Annotated in this window: 13 protein-coding genes and 1 pseudogene; 1 reads left to right on the top strand and 13 read right to left on the bottom strand. The window is 64.3% G+C overall.

The features are described 5' to 3' along the window. Window positions 1-23 precede the first annotated feature (23 nt). The 12 genes and pseudogenes from CAP2UW1_RS01755 to CAP2UW1_RS01700 form a co-directional block, all read right to left on the bottom strand. Window positions 24-1,925, bottom strand: coding sequence for an ATP-binding protein (locus CAP2UW1_RS01755; RefSeq protein WP_012807152.1), 1,902 nt, complete (start codon window positions 1,923-1,925; stop codon window positions 24-26). Then, window positions 1,922-4,086 (bottom strand): annotated as a pseudogene (locus CAP2UW1_RS01750) (type I restriction-modification system subunit M). Before CAP2UW1_RS01750 ends, CAP2UW1_RS01755 begins: the two are co-directional and overlap by 4 nt. Window positions 4,087-4,454: 368 nt before the next feature. Further along, on the bottom strand, window positions 4,455-5,654 hold the full coding sequence (locus tag CAP2UW1_RS01745; RefSeq protein WP_012807150.1) for a cation:proton antiporter: 1,200 nt from the start codon (window positions 5,652-5,654) through the stop codon (window positions 4,455-4,457). Window positions 5,655-5,743: 89 nt separating this feature from the next. Continuing rightward, window positions 5,744-6,502: a glycosyltransferase family 2 protein gene (locus CAP2UW1_RS01740; protein ID WP_012807149.1), complete on the bottom strand. Its 759-nt coding sequence runs from the start codon at window positions 6,500-6,502 to the stop codon at window positions 5,744-5,746. 20 nt (window positions 6,503-6,522) lie between these two features. Further along, the gene (locus tag CAP2UW1_RS01735) at window positions 6,523-7,326 is read right to left on the bottom strand and encodes a lysophospholipid acyltransferase family protein (protein WP_012807148.1); all 804 of its coding nucleotides are present in this window, start codon (window positions 7,324-7,326) and stop codon (window positions 6,523-6,525) included. Continuing rightward, a complete protein-coding gene (locus CAP2UW1_RS01730) occupies window positions 7,319-8,167 on the bottom strand; it encodes a MipA/OmpV family protein (RefSeq protein ID WP_012807147.1) in 849 nt (282 codons plus the stop codon). The genes CAP2UW1_RS01735 and CAP2UW1_RS01730 overlap by 8 nt, the downstream gene beginning before the upstream one ends. After that, window positions 8,167-9,195 (bottom strand): chorismate transformation enzyme, FkbO/Hyg5 family, encoded by a 1,029-nt coding sequence (locus CAP2UW1_RS01725; RefSeq protein ID WP_012807146.1) that lies wholly within the window; start codon window positions 9,193-9,195, stop codon window positions 8,167-8,169. Before CAP2UW1_RS01725 ends, CAP2UW1_RS01730 begins: the two co-directional genes overlap by 1 nt. Further along, window positions 9,192-10,529, bottom strand: coding sequence for an NAD(P)/FAD-dependent oxidoreductase (locus CAP2UW1_RS01720; protein WP_012807145.1), 1,338 nt, complete (start codon window positions 10,527-10,529; stop codon window positions 9,192-9,194). Before CAP2UW1_RS01720 ends, CAP2UW1_RS01725 begins: the two co-directional genes overlap by 4 nt. Before the next feature lie 54 nt (window positions 10,530-10,583). Beyond that, window positions 10,584-12,227: a B12-binding domain-containing radical SAM protein gene (locus CAP2UW1_RS01715; protein WP_012807144.1), complete on the bottom strand. Its 1,644-nt coding sequence runs from the start codon at window positions 12,225-12,227 to the stop codon at window positions 10,584-10,586. Window positions 12,228-12,460: 233 nt separating this feature from the next. Continuing rightward, window positions 12,461-12,760 carry a hypothetical protein gene (locus CAP2UW1_RS01710; RefSeq protein ID WP_012807143.1) on the bottom strand — a complete coding sequence of 100 codons (300 nt, stop codon included), beginning with the start codon at window positions 12,758-12,760 and terminating at the stop codon, window positions 12,461-12,463. A 5-nt stretch (window positions 12,761-12,765) separates the two neighbouring features. Further along, entirely contained in the window at window positions 12,766-13,050 is a 285-nt protein-coding gene (locus tag CAP2UW1_RS01705) for a hypothetical protein (protein ID WP_012807142.1), read from the bottom strand. Between the two features lie 71 nt (window positions 13,051-13,121). Next, window positions 13,122-18,671 (bottom strand): beta strand repeat-containing protein, encoded by a 5,550-nt coding sequence (locus tag CAP2UW1_RS01700; RefSeq protein WP_012807141.1) that lies wholly within the window; start codon window positions 18,669-18,671, stop codon window positions 13,122-13,124. 302 nt (window positions 18,672-18,973) lie between these two features. Between CAP2UW1_RS01700 and CAP2UW1_RS01695 the strand changes: the two genes are divergently transcribed. Beyond that, window positions 18,974-19,933 (top strand): helix-turn-helix transcriptional regulator, encoded by a 960-nt coding sequence (locus tag CAP2UW1_RS01695; RefSeq protein WP_012807140.1) that lies wholly within the window; start codon window positions 18,974-18,976, stop codon window positions 19,931-19,933. Window positions 19,934-20,047: 114 nt separating this feature from the next. Here CAP2UW1_RS01695 and CAP2UW1_RS01690 read toward each other — a convergent pair whose 3' ends face one another. After that, the gene (locus CAP2UW1_RS01690) at window positions 20,048-20,614 is read right to left on the bottom strand and encodes a hypothetical protein (protein ID WP_041567654.1); all 567 of its coding nucleotides are present in this window, start codon (window positions 20,612-20,614) and stop codon (window positions 20,048-20,050) included. Between the last annotated feature and the right edge of the window lie 350 nt (window positions 20,615-20,964).

The following is a 20,964-nucleotide window of genomic DNA, read 5'->3' as shown; positions in this document are numbered from 1 at the left end:
CATTGCCGCAATGTTCGATCGCATCATGGTCGCTCCTCCACAACGCGATACGCCTGTTCCGGGTCGTTGGGCACCTCGGGCCGGGTCATGCGGATGCGACCGGCACGCAACAGCGGTCGCAGATAATTCTGCCGGACGGTTTCGACGTTGCGGGCCAGCAGCAATGCCAGTTCTTCGGCACGGCAGTCCCGGTGCTGACAGAGTGCGACGACCAGATCGCGCACTTCCTCGGGCGGACGGCGCTGGCCGATGGCACCCACCTGGGCGGCCAGTTCGCCAGACAACTCGTTGAGCAACGCACGCCGCGCAGGGTCGGCCAATGGGTCGGGGTTACTAGACAAGCCCAGGTGGTTACTAGATAAGGCGCCGGGGTTACTAGATAAGGCGCCCGGGTTACTAGATAAGCCGTCGGGGTTACTGGACAAGCTGTCATCGTCACCCAGCATCTTGCCGGTCGGCTGGTACCAGGTGGCCGAACCACGACCCTTCTGTTGGAGCAGACCGGCGTCGCGCAACTTTTTCAGCGACTGGCTGGCGGTCAGGGTGTCAACCTTGTTGGTGTCGCGCCAGGCGGCATTGTCGATGGCGCCGACTTCGCGGGCGACGACGAGCGCGCGGGCCTCGGCCTCGGACAGGTGAAGATTTTTGAAGCGCGCCAGCCACGCCAGATCGTCCGGGCCCAGAAAGTGATGAAAGAACAGGCGAACGACGAACTGATCCTGCCCGCGGTCGGATTCGAACAGCGGTGGCGCCAGCCCGGCCTTCTCGCACATCTCGCGCATGACGCGCACGCCGCTGCCCTTGGTTTCGGCAAAGCGGGTGTCGTAGAGCGCGGCGGCAAGCTTGGGATTGCGCGGCAGCGACCCAGGTTCGCCCAGGTGATCGGGCGATTTGAGCGAAAAGCCGGGGTTGCGGATTTCCAGACGATTGCTGTAGCGGATGATCTGCACCGGCGCGTGGCTGCGATAGCTGCGGTGCATCAGCGCATTGACGACGGCTTCGCGGATCACGCGTTGCGGCACGATGGGGCTGTCCGTGCGCTGCAGGTCGCCTTCGTCGAGGCCGAACGCCTTGGGCAGGTCGTCGAGGATGGCCGCCTGCACGCGGCGGATGAGCCGGAACAAAGGGTCGCGCAGTTCCAGACTGTCGAAGCGCCGCTCGGGGTCCGGCACCCACTCGCGGCCGGGAACGCGGATGTAGTCGACGCGCGTCATCGGGAACGTGCGGCGCAAGGCGACCGGCTTGCCGAACAGGACCAGCCCGGCAACGGTGGGCTGCCATTTCCCGTGCTCGTTGAGCCGCACGCAGCCGAGCGCCTGCAGCAGATCTTCATCACTCCAGCGCAGCTCTTCGGCATCGGGGTTGGTGTCGCGGCGCGACTGGCGGTAGTCGGCGAGGGCTTCGGGGGAGAAGTCGTCGAGCGTCCCATCCGGCACCAGACCGGCATCGAAACTCTCGTGCTGTCGCCCCTGGTAGAGAGCAATCAGGTCGTCATCGGTGCAATGCTGATCGGTGCTGCCGATGCGCCGAAATGCACCGCGCGGCAAGCCCTGCGCCTTGAGATAGAGCGGCTTGTCCTGTGGCGCCGCCTCGGGCACGAATACGGCGATCACCGTCTTGCCGTCGAGCACCTCGGCCTGGATGTCGAGCCGCAGCGGCCGGTTGAAGATGCCGGCAGCCTGGCTGGCAAGATCAGCGCTGATCTTGTCGGGGTGGTCGAGTCCCTGGATCTCATAGGCGGGGAACAGGGCCAGCTCTTCGCGCGTCACGCCGAGCAGCAGCCAGCCGCCTCCGAGCCCCGGCTCGTTGGCAAAAGCGCAGACGGTTTCGAGCAGCGATTTGCCGATCTCGTCGGCGCGCTTGGCCTCGATGCGCTCGTTTTCGTCCAGCAGGTTGAGACGTTCGAGCAGTTCCTGCGCGGTCACTGCGTTACCTCGCTGAGCAGGCCGAGGATGCGCTTTTCCACTTCGGCCAGTTCGGCATCGATCTCGCGCAACGGGCGCGGCGGCTGGTACTGGAAGAACACGCGGTTGAAGTTGATCTCGTAGCCCACCTTGCCGATACCGCCGTCCTGCTCATCCAATGTTTCGCGGTCGATCCAGGCGTCGGCCACGTAGGGGCGCACCTCGCGCAGCACGTAGCTGACGATGTCCTCTTTCAGCGGGACGCTCTCGGTATCCTTGAGCGCCGGGTCGGGTTCGTACTCGATGCAGACGCCCTCAGCCCCAGCCCCTCGCGCGCGGGGAGAGGGAAGTTTATGGAGGCCCAGCAGGGCGTAGAGCTCATCCTTCGTGATGTCGGCGGGCAGGGCCTGGCCGGGGAACAGAGCGGCGCGGTTCAGTGGCTCGACCTTGTGGTGCTTGGCGATGACGGGCGCGGCGTCGGGGTCCACCGTCGTGAAGCAGTCGCGGAAGATCTTCTTGTGCGCAGTGCCCTTGGCGCCCTTGGCCCAACCCTCGACGTCGTCGGGCAAGGTCCTGAACACCTGCTGAATGGTGTCCCAGGCCTGGTTCCAGTCCAGCAGCGGTTCGTTGCCGAGCTCGTCCTGCACGGCCTGCAGGGCATCGAACAGATCGGGGCAGGTGTTGAGGAAGCGCTCGCGCGCCTCGTCGGTGATCTCGAAGCGCAGGCGCAGCGGGCGCAGCACGGTGATGCGGCGATAGCCGAAGTCGGTGTTGTCGAATACGCGGCTGGTCTTGCTGTTCTCCATGGCGCCGTGTTCGCGGGTGACGGCGTCGAGCGCGGTCTGGTCGAGGTAGCGACGCTTGTCGCCCAGGCTGCGCTTCATCGGCGTGTAGCGCTCACGGGCGTCGATGAGCTGAATCTTGCACTTGCGGTGGGCGGCCTTGCGGTTGGTGACCACCCAGATGAAGGTGCCGATGCCCGTGTTGTAGAACATCTGTTCGGGCAGGGCGACGATGGCCTCGAGCTGGTCGCGCTCGATGATCCAGCGGCGGATCTCGCTCTCGCCGCTGCCGGCACCGCCGGTGAACAGGGGCGAGCCGTTGAAGACGATGGCAGTGCGCGAGCCCGGCTTGTCGCGGTCGCCGGATTTGTAGTCCTGGAACTTGCTCATCATGTAGAGCAGGAACAGCAATGCGCCGTCGTTGATGCGCGGCAGCTTGCCGCTGTAGCCGCGGAAGTTGGGCCAGCGGTCGATGACCTTCCTTTCCGCCTTCCAGTCCACGCCGAACGGCGGGTTGGCCAGCAGGTAGTCGAAGCGATGTTCCGGAAACGGGTCGTCGGTAAGGGTGTTGCCCAACATCACCTGGCCGTCCTTGTGACCTTTGATCAAGAGGTCGGAGGCAGCCACGGCATAGGAGCGCGGGTTGTAGTCCTGCCCGAAGACCTTGACCGTGGCCTGTTCGTTGTGGGCGCGAATCCAGTTCTGCGCCTCCGCCAGCATGCCGCCGGTGCCGCAGGCCGGGTCGCAGATGGTGACGATGACGCCGGCCTGCGTGAGCACGCTGGTGTCGGGCTCCAGCAGCAGGTTGACCATGAGCTGGATCACTTCGCGCGGAGTGAAGTGATCACCCGCCGTTTCGTTGGCCGCTTCGTTGAAGCGCCGGATCAGGTCTTCGAACACCAGACCCATGGTGATGTTGTCGACCTTGCGCGGGTGTAGGTCGATCTCGGCGAACTGGGCGACGACCTGATAGAGGCGATTGGATTCTTCGAGCTTCTCGATCTCCTTTTCGAACTCGAACCGCTCGAAGATCTTGCGGATGTTCTCGGAAAAACCGGCGATGTAGTCGGCCAAGTGGCGGCCGATGTTGTCCGGATCGCCTTTGAGCTCGGGGAAGTCGAGTTGGCTGTGGTTGTGAAAGCCCAGCGCGGTGCCGTCTTCATCCTTCGCCCGATAGTTGAGGATGGCGTCGATATTGGGGATGCCCTTGCTGCTCAATTCGGCATGGCGCTTGAGCACGGCCTCCTTGCTGGGCGCCAGAACAGCGTCGAAGCGGCGCAGCACCGTAAGCGGCAGCATCACGCGCTCGTATTGCGGTGGCCGGTAGGGGCCCCGCGCAGTAGATCGGCGACAGACCAGATGAAGTTGGCAAGTTGTTGGAAGTTGGAGGTGGCGCTCATGTCTTGATTCTGAGATGTGAGGAGTCAATTGCCATTGCAATTGCCCGATTTCTTGTGCCCGTAGTGATCACAACCATTTAACTTTCCGGTGTGCATGAGCACTGCCTGACAAAATCAAGCCAAGGGTAGCATTTCAAGGGCTGCTTTTGGGTGCGGGAGACGCAGCGCTTATTCTTTCTGAATGTCCCACCCGGCGCGCATAGCGGACAGTCCGCTTGTGGCGACCATGAGTCAGTTTTGGCCGAAGATCTGACGTTCTCAGTACAAGGAAATTCTGATCGAAGTGAAGCGCATCTGCGGGCGTGCCCGCTATTCGTGTGATTCCGGTTGGGGTTGGGCTTGGGCACGCAGCGCCCAACCTCCCGAGATCACTGGCTCCGCAAGACGATCTCCCGCAGCCGCTGCAGCTTCGGCCCCACAACCGGTACGGTGAGCATGGTACTGGCGACCGCCATCAGCAGCAGGGCGGTGAAGGCCTCGCTACTGATGACCTGCTTGTCGAGCAGGATGTTGGCGAAGATGATCATGATCAGCGCCTTGGTCTGCAGCAGCCAGCCGATGATGCTTGCCTCGCCCGGCGCCCAGTTGAGCAGGCGGCCAGCGAGGTGCGCGCCGAGCAGTTTGCCGCCGACCGACGCGCCGAGCAGGACGCCGGCGGCGACGAATACGGCCTCACCGCCGAGCGTCCAGTTGGTGCGCAGGCCGGTGCTCAGGAAAAAGACCGGCATGACGACCAGCAGCACATGGTGGCGCAGCAGGTCCATCCGCTCCTGATCGAACCACTCGGTGTCCATGATCGCTCCCGCCAGGAAGGCGCCGACCATGAAGTGCAGTCCCGACCAGTCGGCGCCGAAGGCGCAGACGGTCAGCCAGATCAGAGCCACATACCAGCGGTCGCGTTCCGCCAGTCGCCGCATCAGCGCCCGGAAGGCGTAGCCAAGCAGCGCGAAGGCGACGAGGAAGCCGAGTTGTCTGCCCACGCGGCCCCAGTCCATGAGGATCAGCGCCAGCACCCCCCAGATGGCGATATCGTCGAGACTGGCATAGCGCAGAATGCGCTGGCCGATGGGCTGGCGCAGGATGGCCAGCTTTTCCATCAGCAGGATCAGGATCGGCAGAGCCGTCACCGCGCACGCCATGCCGATGCCGAGGACGAACTGCCAGGCCATCGCCCGCGGCCCGATCCAGCCGTCGTGCAACAGCATCAGGCCGGCGGCCAGGCAGCCGAACGCGAGCGGCGTGCCGAGCGCCAGTCCGGCCGTGATGCTGCTCTCGCGACGATGCGCCCAGGCCTGCCTCAGGTCGAGTTCGACGCCGGCGATCATCACGAACAACATCACGGCCCACCAGGCGATGCCGTTCAGCGACTGCACCACCGCCGGGTTGAAGACGAAGGCGTAAGCGTCGGGGGAGAAGCGGCCCAGGACTCCGGGACCGAGCAGGATGCCGGTGACGATCTGGACGACGACCAGCGGCGCGTAGTAATCGGTCCGGCCGACCCGCCAGATCAGCCAGGGCAGCGTGAAAATGATCGCCATGGCGATCAGGAAGATTTCCGTCGTGTTCATACGTTCATGGACTCATCGCTTCATCGAGTCACCGATTCCTCAAGTCATCGAGTCATCGCGCCGGCGACGGGTTTACGGCCACCGCTCGCTCAACCGCCGAGTTTCCTGGCCAGCAGCCAAGGCAGGCGAAGCAGGAAACCGAGAAACAGCCGGGTATGCATCCACGTCAACAGGGTGTTGTCGCGCAGGTAGCGGAAATGCGAGACGCCGCCCTCGTCTGGCCGCAGGTAGCGGACCGGCGCGTCGCGGTTGAGCGGCGGCACGCCGGCCCAGCACAGGCGAACGACGGCTTCGGGGTCGAAATCGAAGCGGCGCATCCAGCGGTTGGCGAGCATGATCCGCTGCAGCGGGGCGATCGGGTAGACGCGAAAACCGTAGAGCGAGTCGCCTATCCCCATCCATAGCGTTTCGAGATTCGCCCAGCCGTTGGAGACCTTGCGCCCATTGACGCGTAGCGCCGGCGCGTCGGCGGCGAATACCGGCTTGCCAAGAACCATCGCTTCCGGACGATTCTGCGAGGCCGCCATGAAGGCGGGAATCAGGTCGGCCGGGTGTTGCCCGTCGGAATCCATCGTCAGCGCGTGCGTGAACCCGGCGACCCGCGCCTGGCTGATTCCCTCGAGCACCGCCGATCCCTTGCCGCGGTTTTCCGGCAGCACGATCACCTGCAGCCCGTCGTCGTCGTGCGCCAGCGCCTGCAGGCTCGCGACGCTGCCGTCGGTGCTGCCGTCGACGACCACCCACACGGGGGTCCACTGCGCACGCGCGGCGCGAACCGTGTCAACGACCTGCGGCCCCGGGTTGTAGCTCGGGATGATGACCAGATGGGTGGACGACGCAACCGGCATGGCAGGCGGTCAGCAGGCTTTCAGTGGGCGTTGCGGGCGTGCGGAAAAGCCGCACTGGCGACGGTGGTCGGCCATGGCGGCTGCAGTTCGGCGCGGAAATGGCTTTCGAGTTCGGCGGCGAAGGCGGCGACATCGCGCGGGGGGTTGAAGCGGCGGCCCAGGCGGATGCGGCAATGCAAGGGCAGCGTCGGTCGCCGGAACAGCGGCCAGTGCTTGCCGAGGTAGGGGGTGGAGAACTCGATCAACAGCGTCTGCACCGCCACCTGGCTGCGGCGGGCGATCAAACCGGCCGTCGGCAGGCAGCGATCGACCGGAAAGGCGGTAGTTCGTGTGCCCTCCGGAAAGATCAGCAGGCGGGCACCGCGGTCGAGTTCCTCGCCGGCGTCGAGAATCATCCTCAGCGGCGCATCGTTGCGGATGAAGCGCGCCAGACGCGCCGCAGCGCCGAAGAGGAGGTTGTCCATGAGTTCCGCCTTCATGACGCAGACGGTATCCGGCACGCGCGCAAGAACGAGCACGGCGTCGAGCAGCGAGGGGTGATTGGCGACGAGTACCAGCGGCCCGGCGTCGCGCAGTTGATCGAGTTCGTCGAGATCGAAGCGGCAGGCACACAGCGCGCTCAACACCCCGAGATAGCCCCGAAAGCCGGTGCGCGCGGCGAAGCGCCCGAGCGGCTGGCCTAGGCGCCGGGGGAGCAGCGGATGCAGGAGCATCGCAAACGGCAGCCAGATCAGGCAGCCAAGCGCCAGCGCCCCCAGCCCGAGCGCCATGGCGAGACGTTCATAGGCGACCCACAGCGGCTTTCCGCCACGCGAATCAGTCATCGACCCGCACGCGCGTCGACGATTCGCCGAGGATCCAGTTCACCGACAGTCCGGCGGCAAAATAGTCCTTCTGCCTGACCAGCGGGCTGTCCTCGAAAGTGGCGCCGCTGAGGTTGTCATAGCGGGCGAAGGCGCCGAGCCAGAATTTCGGGAAACGTTTGGAGATCGCCACCAGGTACTGCGTGCCGGCATAGCCGCCGTCGGCTTGGTAAGCCGGACGTGTCGCCGTCGCGTACTGCGGCGCCACCGAATAGTAATAGGCATTCTGCCGCTGGTTGCCGAACACCACGCCGGCGAGCAGGCCGAGGTTCCAGCCGGGCATCCCGGGGAGGTCGGTGATATCCATGTTGAGGCGGGGATGAAAGACCCAGCCGATATCCTGCGGCGAACTCTCGACGGTGAAGGCGGCACGCAGCGGCAGCAACAGCTTGAGGAAACGCGCCCGGTTTTCCGACCGCCAGAGCGTGATGTTCATCTGCGGGCCGATCTCGAAGGTCGCGTCCAGGTTCGGCATGCCCGAGCGGGCCCGGATGTCGTCGCTGCTGCCCGGCGGCGACAGCGCCAGACTGACGCTCAGGTCGATGCGGTCGGAATCGAAGAAGCTGCCGCGGATGCCATGCCGGTCGGCCTTGAAGAAGTCCCCGTGATAGGTAAAATAGGGAACCGGCAGCACGAAATTGTTGGTCTGATCCGACCCGCGGTAGTACGGGAAGCTGAACGCCGCCACGCCGGCGCCGAGTTCCCACAGCGGCTTTTCTTCCGCCGCCATGGCGACGGCCGAAAGACAGGCGACACCTGCCGCCATCAGGCGGCCAGTTCGCCGCCAGTTTGATGCAGCCATCAGCAACTCCCCAGAGCAGTCGAGGCGATCGCCTCGATTTCGACCAGAAGATCATGACGACAAATGTCGGCCTGCACGAAAAGCACCTCCGCGGCCTCGCCCAGCCGCTCCGCCAGCACGTCCCGAACCACCGGATAATCGGCGGCATGGCGCACATAAACCCGGTAGGCAAGCCCCGCCTGCGTGAAGGCAGCCGCAGGGCTCAGGCGCTTGGCCTCGACGATGAGCGCCTCGACATTGGCCAGCGCCTCGCGGCTTTGCCCGGCGACATCGCCGGGGTGGACGGTCCGGTGGCCGACGATGCTGGCCGTCCCGGAGATGAACAGGCTCGCCTGCCCCGGTAAGGTAAGCAGGACGGCGCGCGAAAACGTCGGACTGCGTGGCCCGTATTCCGCCGGATAGTAGTAGGCACTGACCTGCCGAGGGTTCTCGACCGGCCGAGCGGCGAGTCGACCGGCGATGAAGGCGACGCTCAGTCTCCCCTGGCGCAGACCGATGGTACAGGCTGCAGGTACGTTACCGGTCGCCGCGCGGTCGAAGGCCACGAAGGCATCGTAGCGGCCGATGTTGAACTGGCGATAACGCTCCAGCCCGTTCGTGTCGCGGTTGATGTCGGCAAGATAGTTCCAGACCCGCCAGAGGTGCGGCAGATCCTGCGCGGCCAGCAACTGGAAAATGCGCCGGTAGGCTTCTTCGGTCGCCGCCTGCAGGGATCTTGTTTCCCCGGCGGCCGAAAAAGCGTGCTCGTCGAGTTCGATGACACCGAACAGGATGTCCCGGCTGCGCCGGAAAGCGATTCCCTTGAACTCGCCGGCCTGGCACTCGCCATCGGCGGTCCACCGCTCCTGGACGGAGTCGCGGGTGTCGCCGAGCACCGGCGCCAGCACCGCCTGCACCGGCCAGGGCCACGGCGAGCGGCTTGCCGACGGGTTGCCGACGAGGGCGCCGCCGAGAACACACTTCTCGTCGAAAGCGTCGCCTGCCGCCGGCAGCGGCCGGCGGAGATCCGAACAGAACGCAAGGCTCACGGGGCCGAGCTCAGGGCAGGATCATCGACCCGGCGAATGTTGAAACGTCGTCGCCGCCAGCCCATGAAGGCACGCCGCGGCTGAATGGCATTGGCAATGTAGTAAAGCAGCTTGAACATGTGGATCGAGCGCCAGATCGGCGTCTTGCCGAAGATGTCGCCGGCGAGTACCGACAGCAACGCCTCCTTGACACGAAAGATGTTCTTCGGACCCATGAAGAAATCGCGCATGATCGGATTGGTCACCCGATAGATGAACCACGAGAACTGCTTGGGACCGTGCTGCATCAGTTGGTCGAAGCGCTTGAGCGCGGCCGTCGCCTCGGCCGGCGTCTTCAGGCAGGTGTCGATCGCCGCGGACCCGATCACCCCACTGTGCATGGCCAGCAGCACGCCGGACGAGAAGACCGGGTCGATGAAGGCGTAGGCATCGCCGAGCAGCAGATAGTTGGCGCCGTGCGTGCGCTCCGACACGTAGGAGAAATTGCCGGTCGCTTCAACCTGGTGTATCAGCTGCGCGCCGGCGAGTCGCCTGGCGAGTGCCGGACACGTGGCAATGCCGTCCATCAGGAAGCGTTCGATGCTCCGCTCGCCGCGCGTCTTCATGAAGTACGGCCAGGTGACCATGCCGACACTGGTCACGTCGTCCTTCATCGGGATGAACCAGAACCAGCCGTGTTCGAACCAGAAAATGGTGATGTTGCCTGCCGCCTGGCCATCGTTGCGCAGCGCGCCGGAGAAATGGCCATAGACCGCGGAACTGTTGTGGCGGGGATTGCGGTGCTTGATCTGGAAGCGATTGGCGAGGAAGGTATCGCGACCGGAGGCGTCGACGACGAAGCGCGCCGTCCATTCGACTTCGCGACCGTCGTCGTAGCGGGCACGAACGACGGCCTTGTCATCGCGCGGGAAGTCGACAGCCCTGGCCTTGCAGCCTTCATGGACTTCGACGCCCTTCTTTGCGGCATTGCGGATGAGGATGGTGTCGAATTCCGCCCGCTTCACCTGGTAGGCGTAGGGCATCGACTTGTCCCAGGCATCCGCGAAATGGAAGGCCTGCGGCATGGCGTGCTGCGGGGAGACGAATTCGGCCCCCCATTTCTCCATCCCGATCGCCCGGACGTCGCCGGCTACGCCCAGCCGCTCGAAAAGTGGCAGGTTGGCCGGCAACAACGACTCGCCGATGTGAAAACGCGGATGGCGCGCCTTCTCCAGGAGAACGACTCGATAGCCCTTTTCGACCAGCAAGGGCGCCACCGTTGAACCAGCGGGCCCGCCTCCGATCACCAGGACATCGCATTCCCGACGATCCGTCCCCCCCGCCTCATCCTGCATACCCTCAACCCCTGTCAGTCCTGCCGCCGGCGGCCAGAATGGCCAAGCACGACATTATACTGTTCCCGACGCCGTCGCTCCCAGGGCGGGTGGTGTACAGCACGCTTCCGGCACCGGCGCGGGCCTGACCGGACGGCGGGAAATCTTGATCGGCGACATGGCAGCGATGGCATCCGCTTTCAGTTCCGGACTCAGGAAGGGCTGCAGACCGACAGGTTGGCGCGGATGCCTGGCAAAGTCGCGCTTGGCAAGTTCGAGTTGCTCCTTGTTGGCGCTGAAGTAGCGAGCGGCAGCTATCGTCTCGGGCAGGTGCCTGACGACATGCCAGAGGCTCCAGCGATGCTGCCAGAGCCGCTTGGCGAAGCGCCGGCGGTAAGCCTTGCTGTCGTAATAGCGCTTGACATGCCAGTTGTAGAGCGCGTCCATCTCCTCGCGCGAGGAAAATCCGTGCGGCTTGAAGACGAAATTCAGGCAGTTCATCAAACGCCAGTCCTCGATGAACTCGCCCTCCTTGCCGCTGACGCATTCGTCCCAGATCGGCGCGCCGTACATCGGGCTGAACTTGGTCATGTTCATTTCGTCGAGATCGAGCGAGAGGATGAAATCGCTGGTGTGCCGGAGCGTTTCCGGCGTTTCGCCGGGCAGGCCGAAGATGAACAGGCCCTTGGCGCGCAGCCCGGCAGCATGGATCTGCTCGACGGTCTTCTTGACTTCGGGCAGCGTCACACCCGCCTTGTGGCGCTCCATCATTCCCGGATCGGCCGATTCGATGCCCATCGACACCATCAGCGCGCCGGCTTTCTTCAACATGCCCAGCATTTCGTCCGAGGTATGGCCGGTGCGGATGGCGCAGTTGAAGTTCATCCCCAGCGGCTTGTCGATCAGCAATTGGCACAGTTCGGTGACGCGCTTCCTGTGGGCCGTGAACAAGTCGTCGTAGAAATTGATGTGATACACCCCGAAGCGATCGCGCAGATGCCGCATGTGTTCATAGGTGTATTGCGCCGAGTTGGTCTTGTACAGCCGTTCGAACACCGTGCGGTCGCAGAAGGAGCAGGTATAGGGGCAGCCGCGCGAGGTGATCATCGTCGCGCCGTAGCGCTTGTCGTAGGCGAACAGCGGCAGATGGTAGGCGTGCGGGAAACCGGCCAGCTTCTCGTAGGCCGGAAAGGGCAGTTCGTCAAGATCGAGGATGCGGTGGCGACGAGGGTTACAGACGATGCGGCCGCCGGCGTCGCGGAAGACGAGGTTGTCGATGTCCCGGAGTGGCTTGCCGTTGGCCAGGTCGAGCATGCAGCCTTCGCCCTCGCCGATGCACAGGTAGTCGATTTCCGGAAAGTGTTCGAGGATCGGTGCGCCAATCGACGACACATGCACGGCACCGAAGACGATCTTGACCGCCGGGCGCTTCTGCTTGATGTAGATCGCCAGGTCGACACCGTCCATGAAGCTGGAAGTCGTCGCGCTGATCCCCACCAGATCGGGACGGGTGGCCAGGACGATCTCGGCATTGGCCTCGATGCCCGGCGGCGCATACGGGCCGAGGCAGTCGTGCAGTTCGGTGGGATGGCCATGCTTTTCCAGCCAACTCGCCAACTGCATGATGCCGATCGGCGGCATGCGGTTGGCGAGCACCGAAAAGTCGGGCTGCCCGGGGACGAAATTGAAACCGGCAGGGTGAACGAGCGTTACGCGCATGCCTTGCTCCTCGAACGAGTTTCCGGGATTCTAGCGCAATGGTGCCAGGACGCACTGGGCAGACCGGCGATGGCGCGCCGAGCCGCGGGAACGGGCAACGGAGGGCGTCGTGCGGAAGAGCAAAGGTGTCCGCGCTGAACGGCTCGCGTCGCGGGGGCACCGTGTGAACCTGGGCGTAGACCGGCAAAGCCTGGATCGGCAGCGGCAGCGGCAGGCACCGCTCCCTCGCCAAACTACTGAGGCTTTTTCGCGTCCGGGTTGATGGTGATGCCACGCTGCTGGAGGGCGGTCACCACAACTTGTGCATTCTTGTTCCCAGCGCTCGCCAGTTTTTGCGTGCCGGCGGCCAGCGCATCGAGCTGGCTGCGCATCTTCTCGGCATTCTTGAGCGTCGTTTCCTGATTGCTGCGCAGGTTTGCCAGGCTGGCTCGCTCCTGGTAGAGCTGGCTGGCCTGGAAGCCGGACCAGACGACTGCCGCCAGGGCCAGCAACAACACCGGCAGGAAAAAACTTGCGGGCTTGCGTTCGTCCATGCCGATCACCGTAGCGTGCCTGTCTGAGGGTTGGCGCTGAAGCTGATTCCTTGCGATGACAGCAACTCACGCAATTGTGCGTCGTTGTCCCTGGCCGCCAGGTCCGCCAGCGACTTGATCAGTGACTGGTAGAGCGGCTCGAGCTGCAGGCTTTGCTGGATGTACTGACCCCGTGCGGCCAGTTCATTCTGCGCCTGTCGGTTGTTGCTGAACATCACGGCATTGACAATCGCCAGAACCAGGGCCAGGGCGCCCAGCAGAACCAGGACGCGATATTGCAAGGTGCTCAACGGAGGTGCTCCTCTGAAAACGACAAACCGAAGCGGAGTGTGTACCTCCGGCGAGGCACCCACTCCGCATTTCAGTGTAGCATGGCCCGCCGACGCTGGAGAAGCAGGCTTGCCAGTGCGATCGTCAGTAGCAGTGACGTCGCCGGCTCCGGGATGCTGCCACCGCCGTCCCTGACGACGTTGGCATGGATCCGCAAGCTGCGCGATTGACCCAGTCCGGCCGTGTCAGAGGCATTGTAGCCAAAGCCCTTGAAGGTGATCGTATCCTCGACAAGGCCGAGGTCGGCGGCGGTGAAATCCAGTTCCAGGCCGCCGAGAGCGTCGCCCGCCCCAAGGGCCAGGAAGTCTCGCCAACCCTTGAAGGTGAAGTCGTCAGCCGCAGTGAAATCGAACGAGCCGCGCAGGAAGTCGGCCGGGCCGGCGACATCGTTGTCCACTTGCAGTGCCGCCGCGATCGACTTACCGATCACGATGTTGCCGAGATCGAGGTCATAGCTGGTACCCGTTTGCGTCAGGCGGCCCAGGCTCGACAGCAGATCGAAATCGGCATTGGCGAGATTATTGACCTGCGCCTTGACCAGCACACTGCCGCTGGCGCCGGCCGACACGTCCGTCATGTCCGGGTTCTGGCTCAGGAAAGTCACCGTTGCCGACTTGTCGAAGACGCCGGCCGCGCTGGTGTTCAGTGCGAGCGAAAGCGTTCCACTGCTCCCTGCCACGATTCCGCTGACCGGGCCGCCCGCGGTGAGTGCGCCGCCCCCGCTCAGCCCCGAGAGATCGGCGCGCAGGGTGTCGTTCAAGGCCGTCAGGTCGGCGGTGTTCTGCACTGTGATGTTGCGCGTGCTCACCGTGTCGCCGACACGCACGATGCCGAAGTCCACCGTGTCCGTAGCGAGTTTTCCGACGGCCGCGGTATACACCTTGCCCGCGAGCGCAACGCTCTTGCTGCCGATCGACTCGTCGCCGAAGCCGCTCGTGCCGGCGCCGTTGGAGACCAGCGCGAGGTCGACGTTGCCGCCGAAGTTGCCGGCGGTGGCGGTCGACAAGCTGACCGTGCGTGCCTCCGAGGCACCGGCGGCGAGGAGCGCCGTGCTGGCGGGGCCGGACACCACGAAGCCCGCCGGCGCTGCCCCGATACTGCCGCGCAGGCCTTCGCTGAAGCCGTCGGCCGCCGCGGTATTGGCGAGTGTCAGCGTACCCGTGGCGGCGGCGTCGCCGACGCGTTTCGCAGCCAGATGGACGGCATTCGTGCCGCCGGCTACCGCCAGGCGGTAGACGTCGGCGCTCAGGCTAACCACCTGCGCCGGCAGCGGCGTCGTCACTCCGCTGTTGAAGCTGCCGTCCGAGACGAAGTTGACCGTCTGCGTGCCGCTCTTGGCGCCGGCCGTGGCAAGACCATTGAGCGTCGCGCTCATCGCCGTGTTGTTCGACGCCGCGGTGGCCAGCGAGGCGATCGTGCCGCCGTTATTGCTGGCACCTCCGGTGACCACACCGAAGCTCGCATTCAGACCTTCGCCCGGCCCCGTGGTCAGGTTGCTCACCGTCAGTTGCTGGGTCTGGCTGGTGACCGTGCCTTCGCGGAACTTGCCGAAGTTCACCGTGGTGGGACTCAGGCCGGCCGTCGCGAGGTTGCCCACCGTGCCGCTGATGACGCCGTCGAGGTTGATCACCTGCGTACCCAGGTCGGTCAGCCCGAGGCCGTTGCCGATGGCATCGCCGTTGGACTTCAACAGGATCTGCACGTTGGCCGTCTTCGTGCCGGTGGACTTGGTGTCCAGCGTTACCACCATGCTCGTGCTGTCAGTGTTGCCGGCGAGCAGTCCGGTGATGCCGCCAGCGCCCGAGAAACTCGCGGCGTTGATGCCGCCGATGCTGCCGAAAGCGGCGTTCAACGCCTCGGAGAAACCATCCGTTGCTGCCAGGTTGCTGACCGTCAGCGTGCGCGTCTGCGTCGAGCCGAACAGCACATTGCCGAAATTGATGCTTTCGATCGTGTTCGGCTGCGCCAGACGATAGACGTCGCCGGTGACGTTGAGAACCTGCGGCGCATTGGCCGCGGCCACACCCAGGCCATTGCTGACGCCATTGACCGCACCGGCGGTTTCGTAATTCAGCGTCACCGTGCCACTCTTCGCGCCTGCACTGGTCGTGTCTACCCCGACCTTCATCGCGCTGCTGTTGTTTGCGCCCGCCAGCAGCCCGTTGATGCTGGCGCCGTTGTTGCTCGCCGCGCCGGTGTTGATGCCGAAGCGGGCGTTCAGGTCTTCGCTGAACGCGCCCGCGGTCGCGGTGTTGGCGACGGTCAGCGACGCGAGCTTGGAGGCGCCGACGTGCTGGTTCGCCACCGTCACGGTCGGTGCGGGCGTCGTGCTGCCGACGGCGGCGTTGTAAGCGGCGGCGCCGCCGGCCAGCACGATATTGAGCTTCTGGTCGGCGATGTTGTCGAAGTTGCTGCGCAGGTTCAACACCTGGCCGCTCAACGGCGCGAGGGCGCCGGCGGCGGCGGCGGTGAAGGTCACACCGAGATCGCCGGTATTGCTGCCCGGCCCGCCGGTAGTGTAGTTGCTGGCCGTGACGCCAGCGCCGCTCAGGCGTGCGTCGGTCAGGTTCGCGCCATTGACATTGGTCTGGAGCGCACCGCGCAGTAGCGGACCAGTGGTGCCCTTGTTGGCGATCTGGTAGTTGTAGGTAGTGGAGCCGACGCGTACGTTGTTGATCGTCAGCGTGGCGTTGGTCGTGTCACCGTTGGTGACGGCGGCACCGGTGATGGCCTGCGCCACATCACCACCGGCGACCACTTGCCCGGCGCCGCTGATCCCGGTGCGGCGGTTGAAGGCATTGCCAGTGCCTGCCGCGGCATTGGTGTAGTCGGTATTGATGGTCAGATTCTTCGTACCGATGTTGAGCGTCGAACCGGCTGCGCCCATCACCAGCTTGCCCTGCGTATTGGGGCTGTTTGCCAGGTTCATCACGCCCGTCGAGTCGACCTGCAAGGTGCCACTGCCGGACACTGGATCGGCAACCGAGAGCGTCCCGTTCTGCGCTCGCAGCAGGCCGTCGTTGGTGAGAGCGCCGCTGACACCGACAGTGATCGTGCCGCCACCATCGGCGTTGATGGTGCCGCTGTTGACCAGATTCTGCGTACCGCCGGAAAGATAGGTCTGGCCAATTGTGCCATTGACTCCATGTATGACGACATTCGGGCCAACGGTCAGTGTGGTGTTGCCTTCCATGCTCAAGGCCCGGTTGCTGCCGCCCGTGCTACCGAGTTCGATCGTTCCGGATCCACCCAGGGTCTGGTTGCCGCCCGAGAACGACAACACGCTGTTGGAGTTGATCTTGACGATGCTGCCGCCGGTCATTGTCAGACCATTGGCGACGCGCTCGATGCCAGTGGCGCTTGCCAGATCGATCGTGCCATTCAAGCTGACACCACTCAGCACGTTGCCGTTGCTGTTGCTGGCCGAGAACCTCCCCGTACCAACGGTATTGATTGTGCCGCCGGCGACGGTGACGCCGTTCTGAAAAACGGTGCTGTCCTTGGCGGAATCGATGTGACCGCTGCCGGTATTGTTCACGTTGTTGTTCAAGCGCAGAATGCCGCCATTGGCAGCGCCCAAGGTGCCGGCGTTGTTCGTTTGCTGGGCACTCAGGTCGATCAGCCCACCCCCGACATCGGCCAGGATCTGGCCATTATTGACCAACACCTGGGTGCCGCCCGAAAGGTAGGTCTGACCCACGGTTCCGTTCTGACCGCGCACCGCGATGGCCGAACCGACCGTCAGGGTGGTGTTGCCTTCCAGGGCCAGAGCGCGATTGCTGGCGCCCGTGGCGCCGAGCACGATCGTGCCTGCACCGTCCAGAGTCTGATCACCATTGAACGACAACACGCTGTTGTTGTTGACGCTGATCGTGCCGTTCAGGGTCAATCCGCCGGTGACGCGCTCGACGCTGGTGGCGCTCGCCAGATCCAGCGGCCCGTTGAACGACACACCGCTGAGGACATTGCTGTTGCTGTTTGAAACCCGGAAGTTGCCCGTCCCCGCGGAATTGATTGTCCCCGACAGCGTGACACCGTTTTGCAGGACGGTACTGCCGGCGCCGGCCACGATGCTGCCGCTGGGGGTTCCGGTAACGTTCGCATCCAGGACCAGCGTGCCGCCGTTCTTGGCCTCGAGAACGCCGTTGTTGGTCACGCCGTTGCTGGGTGTCAGGCTGAACTTGCCACCCGACACGTCGGCGGAGATGCGGCCGTTGTTGATCAGCGACTGGGTGCCACCGCTGAGGTAGGTCTGCCCAAGGGTTCCATTCTCGCCACGCACCACGATGTTCGAACCGATCGTCAGGGTCGTATTGCCCTCCAGACCCAGGGCACGGTTGCTGGCGCCGGTGTTGCCGAGCACGATGCTGCCGGTGCCGCTCAAGGTCTGATCGCCACTAAACGACAGGACGCTGTTGTTGTTGATGTTGACCGCGCCGTTCAGCGCCAGTCCGCCGGCTACGCGCTCAATGCCGGTGGCCGTGGCCAGGTCGAGCGTGCCGTTGAAGGTGGCCGCGGTCAAGGTGTTGCTGTTGGAATTGGCCGCCCGGAACGACCCGCCACCGGCGGCATTGATCACTCCGTTGAGGCCGACGCCGTTCTGCAGGATGGTGCTGCCGGCGCCGACGTCGATATGGCTGCCGACGGTGCCGGTAACGTTCGCATCCAGGACCAGCGTGCCGCCGTTCTTGGCCTCGAGAACGCCGTTGTTGGTCACGCCGTTGCTGGGTGTCAGGCTGAACTTGCCACCCGACACGTCGGAGGAGATGCGGCCGTTGTTGATCAGCGACTGGGTGCCACCGCTGAGGTAGGTCTGCCCAAGGGTTCCATTCTCGCCACGCACCACGATGTTCGAACCGATCGTCAGGGTCGTATTGCCCTCCAGACCCAGGGCACGGTTGCTGGCGCCGGTGTTGCCGAGCACGATGCTGCCGGTGCCGCTCAGGGTCTGGTCGCCACTGAACGACAGGACGCTGTTGTTGTTGATGTTGACCGCGCCGTTCAGCGTCAGACCTCCGGTTACGCGCTCGATGCTGGTGCCGGTCGCCAGGTCGAGTGTGCCGTTCAAGGTCACACCGGTCAGGATATTGCTGTTGCTGTTGAACCCCACCACCTTGCCCGTTCCCGTGGTGCTGATCGTGCCACCCGTGATCGTGCTGCCGAACTGATTGAGCACGCTGCCGTTGGCGATGTTTATGATGCCTCCGGTGTTAGCGATGTTGTGGCCGGCGCTGACCTGCAATGTCGCGGTGCTGGCGCTGCCGACGTTGATGGTGCCGGTGTTGGTGGTGCTGCCCGCGCCGCTTAGGGTGAGGAGGAATGCATCGATATTGACGCCGCCCCCGTTGTTGAGGTTGCGCACCGCCTGCGCCGCGTCGATCGTGACGGCGTTTCCTGCCGCGATGAGGGCGTCGTCGTTGATGCCTGGCACGATGGCGCACGACCAGTTGCCTGCAGTAGCCCAGTTGCCGCTCGCTGGGTTCCACGTACAGGCGGTGGCGAGTGCCTGCTGCGCCGGAAAGGCCAGCAGGATGGCAAGCAGGGTTGGCTTGACGGTAAAACGAGGTGCGCGGGCAGGCATTTTCGTCTCCTTGGATCGCGTCCGGAGCGTCGGCAGGACGCCGTACCGGCGGAAAAACACTTTTGCGTCATGGTTTTCGCCAGCACATTCCATGCCCGACTGCAAGCATCTTTGCCGCAGGAAGCAGCTTGGGGACTTATATCCGCGGGTTGGCGAGGGGAAGACGAACGCCGTGAACTTGCGTGATCGATCTCGATGCTTTCTCGGGCTGCTCGCTGTAAAGCGCCGGCATGATGCAAATGCACCATGTCGCCGCTGGCTGGTTAAGCGGCGACCGGTCGTGCACAATGGGCGGCATGCAAATGTCTGAAGCACACGCCCTCAACAGGGTGATCCTGTCCTTGTACCACGAGGGCCGCGAGGTGCCACTCGGCAGTTTTCAGGCCTGGGCGCTCGAGCAGTTGCAGTGCCTGATAGTGTTTGATTCGGCCTGGTGGGGCAATGCCGCGGCGAACCCGCCGGCGCTGCACCAGATGCATCTGTACCAGTGTGACGAGAGCATCCTGGAAGCCTACCCGCCCTACCTGGAGCAGGATCTCTTCCGCGCCGCCCTGATTGCCCGGCCCGGCACCACCGTCAACCTGAGCGATCTGACGACACGCGAACGGCATGTGCGGACGCCGCTGTATCGGGAGTTCGCGCGCCGCTTCAAGGTGGAATGGTCGCTCGGCACCCTGGTCATCGAGCCTGTCTCGTCGCTCTACGAGTTCCTGACGCTGTGGCGTCACGATCCCGGGCGCCCCTTTTCCGAGGCCGAGCGCCAGACCAAGGAACTGCTGATGCCGCATCTCGTGGAAACGCATCGCGCGGTACGGCTACGCCACTTCCTCAAGGTTCCGGCCGATCACGACCGGGAATGGGCGGTGGTTGACGCGCGCGCTTTCCTGCGCGAGGCATCGCCTGCCTTCATTGCCCGCCTGCGGGCGCAGTGGCCAGGCTGGAGCGGCAGCAGCCTGCCGGAGCCCCTGGCGTCGCACGCAACACGTGGCAGCCCCTATGTTTCGGCGGCAGTCCATTTCGATGTCACACCCTGCGGGCAATTGCGCTACCTCGTCGCGAGGTCGGAGGGGGCTTTGGCGCAGTTGTCTGGGCGCGAACGCGAGATCGCGACTCGCTATGCCGGAGGCGAAACCTATTCGGCCATCGCCGCCAGTCTGTCGCTGTCACCGACAACGGTGCGCAATCACATTGCACACTGCTTCCACAAACTCGGGGTGAACAACAAGGCGGAACTCGCGCGGCGGCTCGAACGCAAGGCGTGATGGGCGAAGGACTGGATTGTGTCCCTGGGGCCAAGGGGTTCTAACCCACGGTCAGAGTTTTCGCCAGGACCTACGCAACGGCGCTGAAGGCCCTGGAACTCCACACCGCTTCTATTAGGGCAGCACGACCAGACTGCGCGTCGGCGGATCGGTGGCGATCTCGCTGACCCGGCCGCTTTCGTCGAAAACGACCTGGAACTCGGCGTCACCCTCGCGCCAGAAGCGCCAGATGTTGGCGTCCAGCTTCGGGTTTTCGCTGCTCACCGGCATCCCGACGGACATGGTCACTTGTTCGCGGGTCATCCCGGTTGTCAGCTTCGCGCTAGTGATGGCCTCGCGAATCTTCGCCGGGAACGTGGCGATCTGCAGGCGGGGATCTTTCTTGACCACATAGCGCGTCACGAAAGCGTCCATTTCCAGATCCCGGCTGTAGTCGTTGCCGAGGGCTTGTTTGCCGCCGGCGACCAGCAGGTAGACCCGGTGGCGCCCGTAGCCCGTCACTTTCACCGGCGTCCCGACCGGGATGATCGTCTTGCCGCGCTGGGCGTAATTGATGTCGCTGATCCACGAGCCATCGCTGCGCATGTTGCAGCAGAGAAATCCTTCGGGCTGCGGCTGCGCACTGACCTGGCCAGCAACGAGAGTGCTGCCGAGAAGGATCGCGCGAATTGTCCATTGCATGGCGGTAATCTCCAGTATCTCGGAGCCGCCAAGGACAACGCGTGGGCAGACTCCCATGTGCACGCTCTGGCCCGCTGACCGCCATTCGACTGAGCATGACGATCGGGGCAACGACTGTCCAGAAACTTTAGCGTCGGATCAGTGAGCGGTCAATCGGTAGCCGGGGCGAGCGCATGCATCTTGTGTCTCTGTGGCCCAGGCAGCGATTTCGCAAGAGATGTCTGCTTCTGCCTGCAGCGCGCGCGGCCACCAGCAGCAAGTCGACCGGATCGTCATCGATTTTCGCTGGCTTTCGCGGGTCGCACTGGCCAACCCGCAGGTGGGCCAGCGTGGGCCAGACGCGATCGATT

It is taken from the genome of Candidatus Accumulibacter phosphatis (assembly GCF_000024165.1).
GTDB classification, from domain to species: Bacteria; Pseudomonadota; Gammaproteobacteria; order Burkholderiales; family Rhodocyclaceae; genus Accumulibacter; species Accumulibacter phosphatis.
The sequence above is the reverse complement of the archived record's forward strand: the minus strand, read 5'-3'. Positions and strand labels throughout refer to the sequence as shown.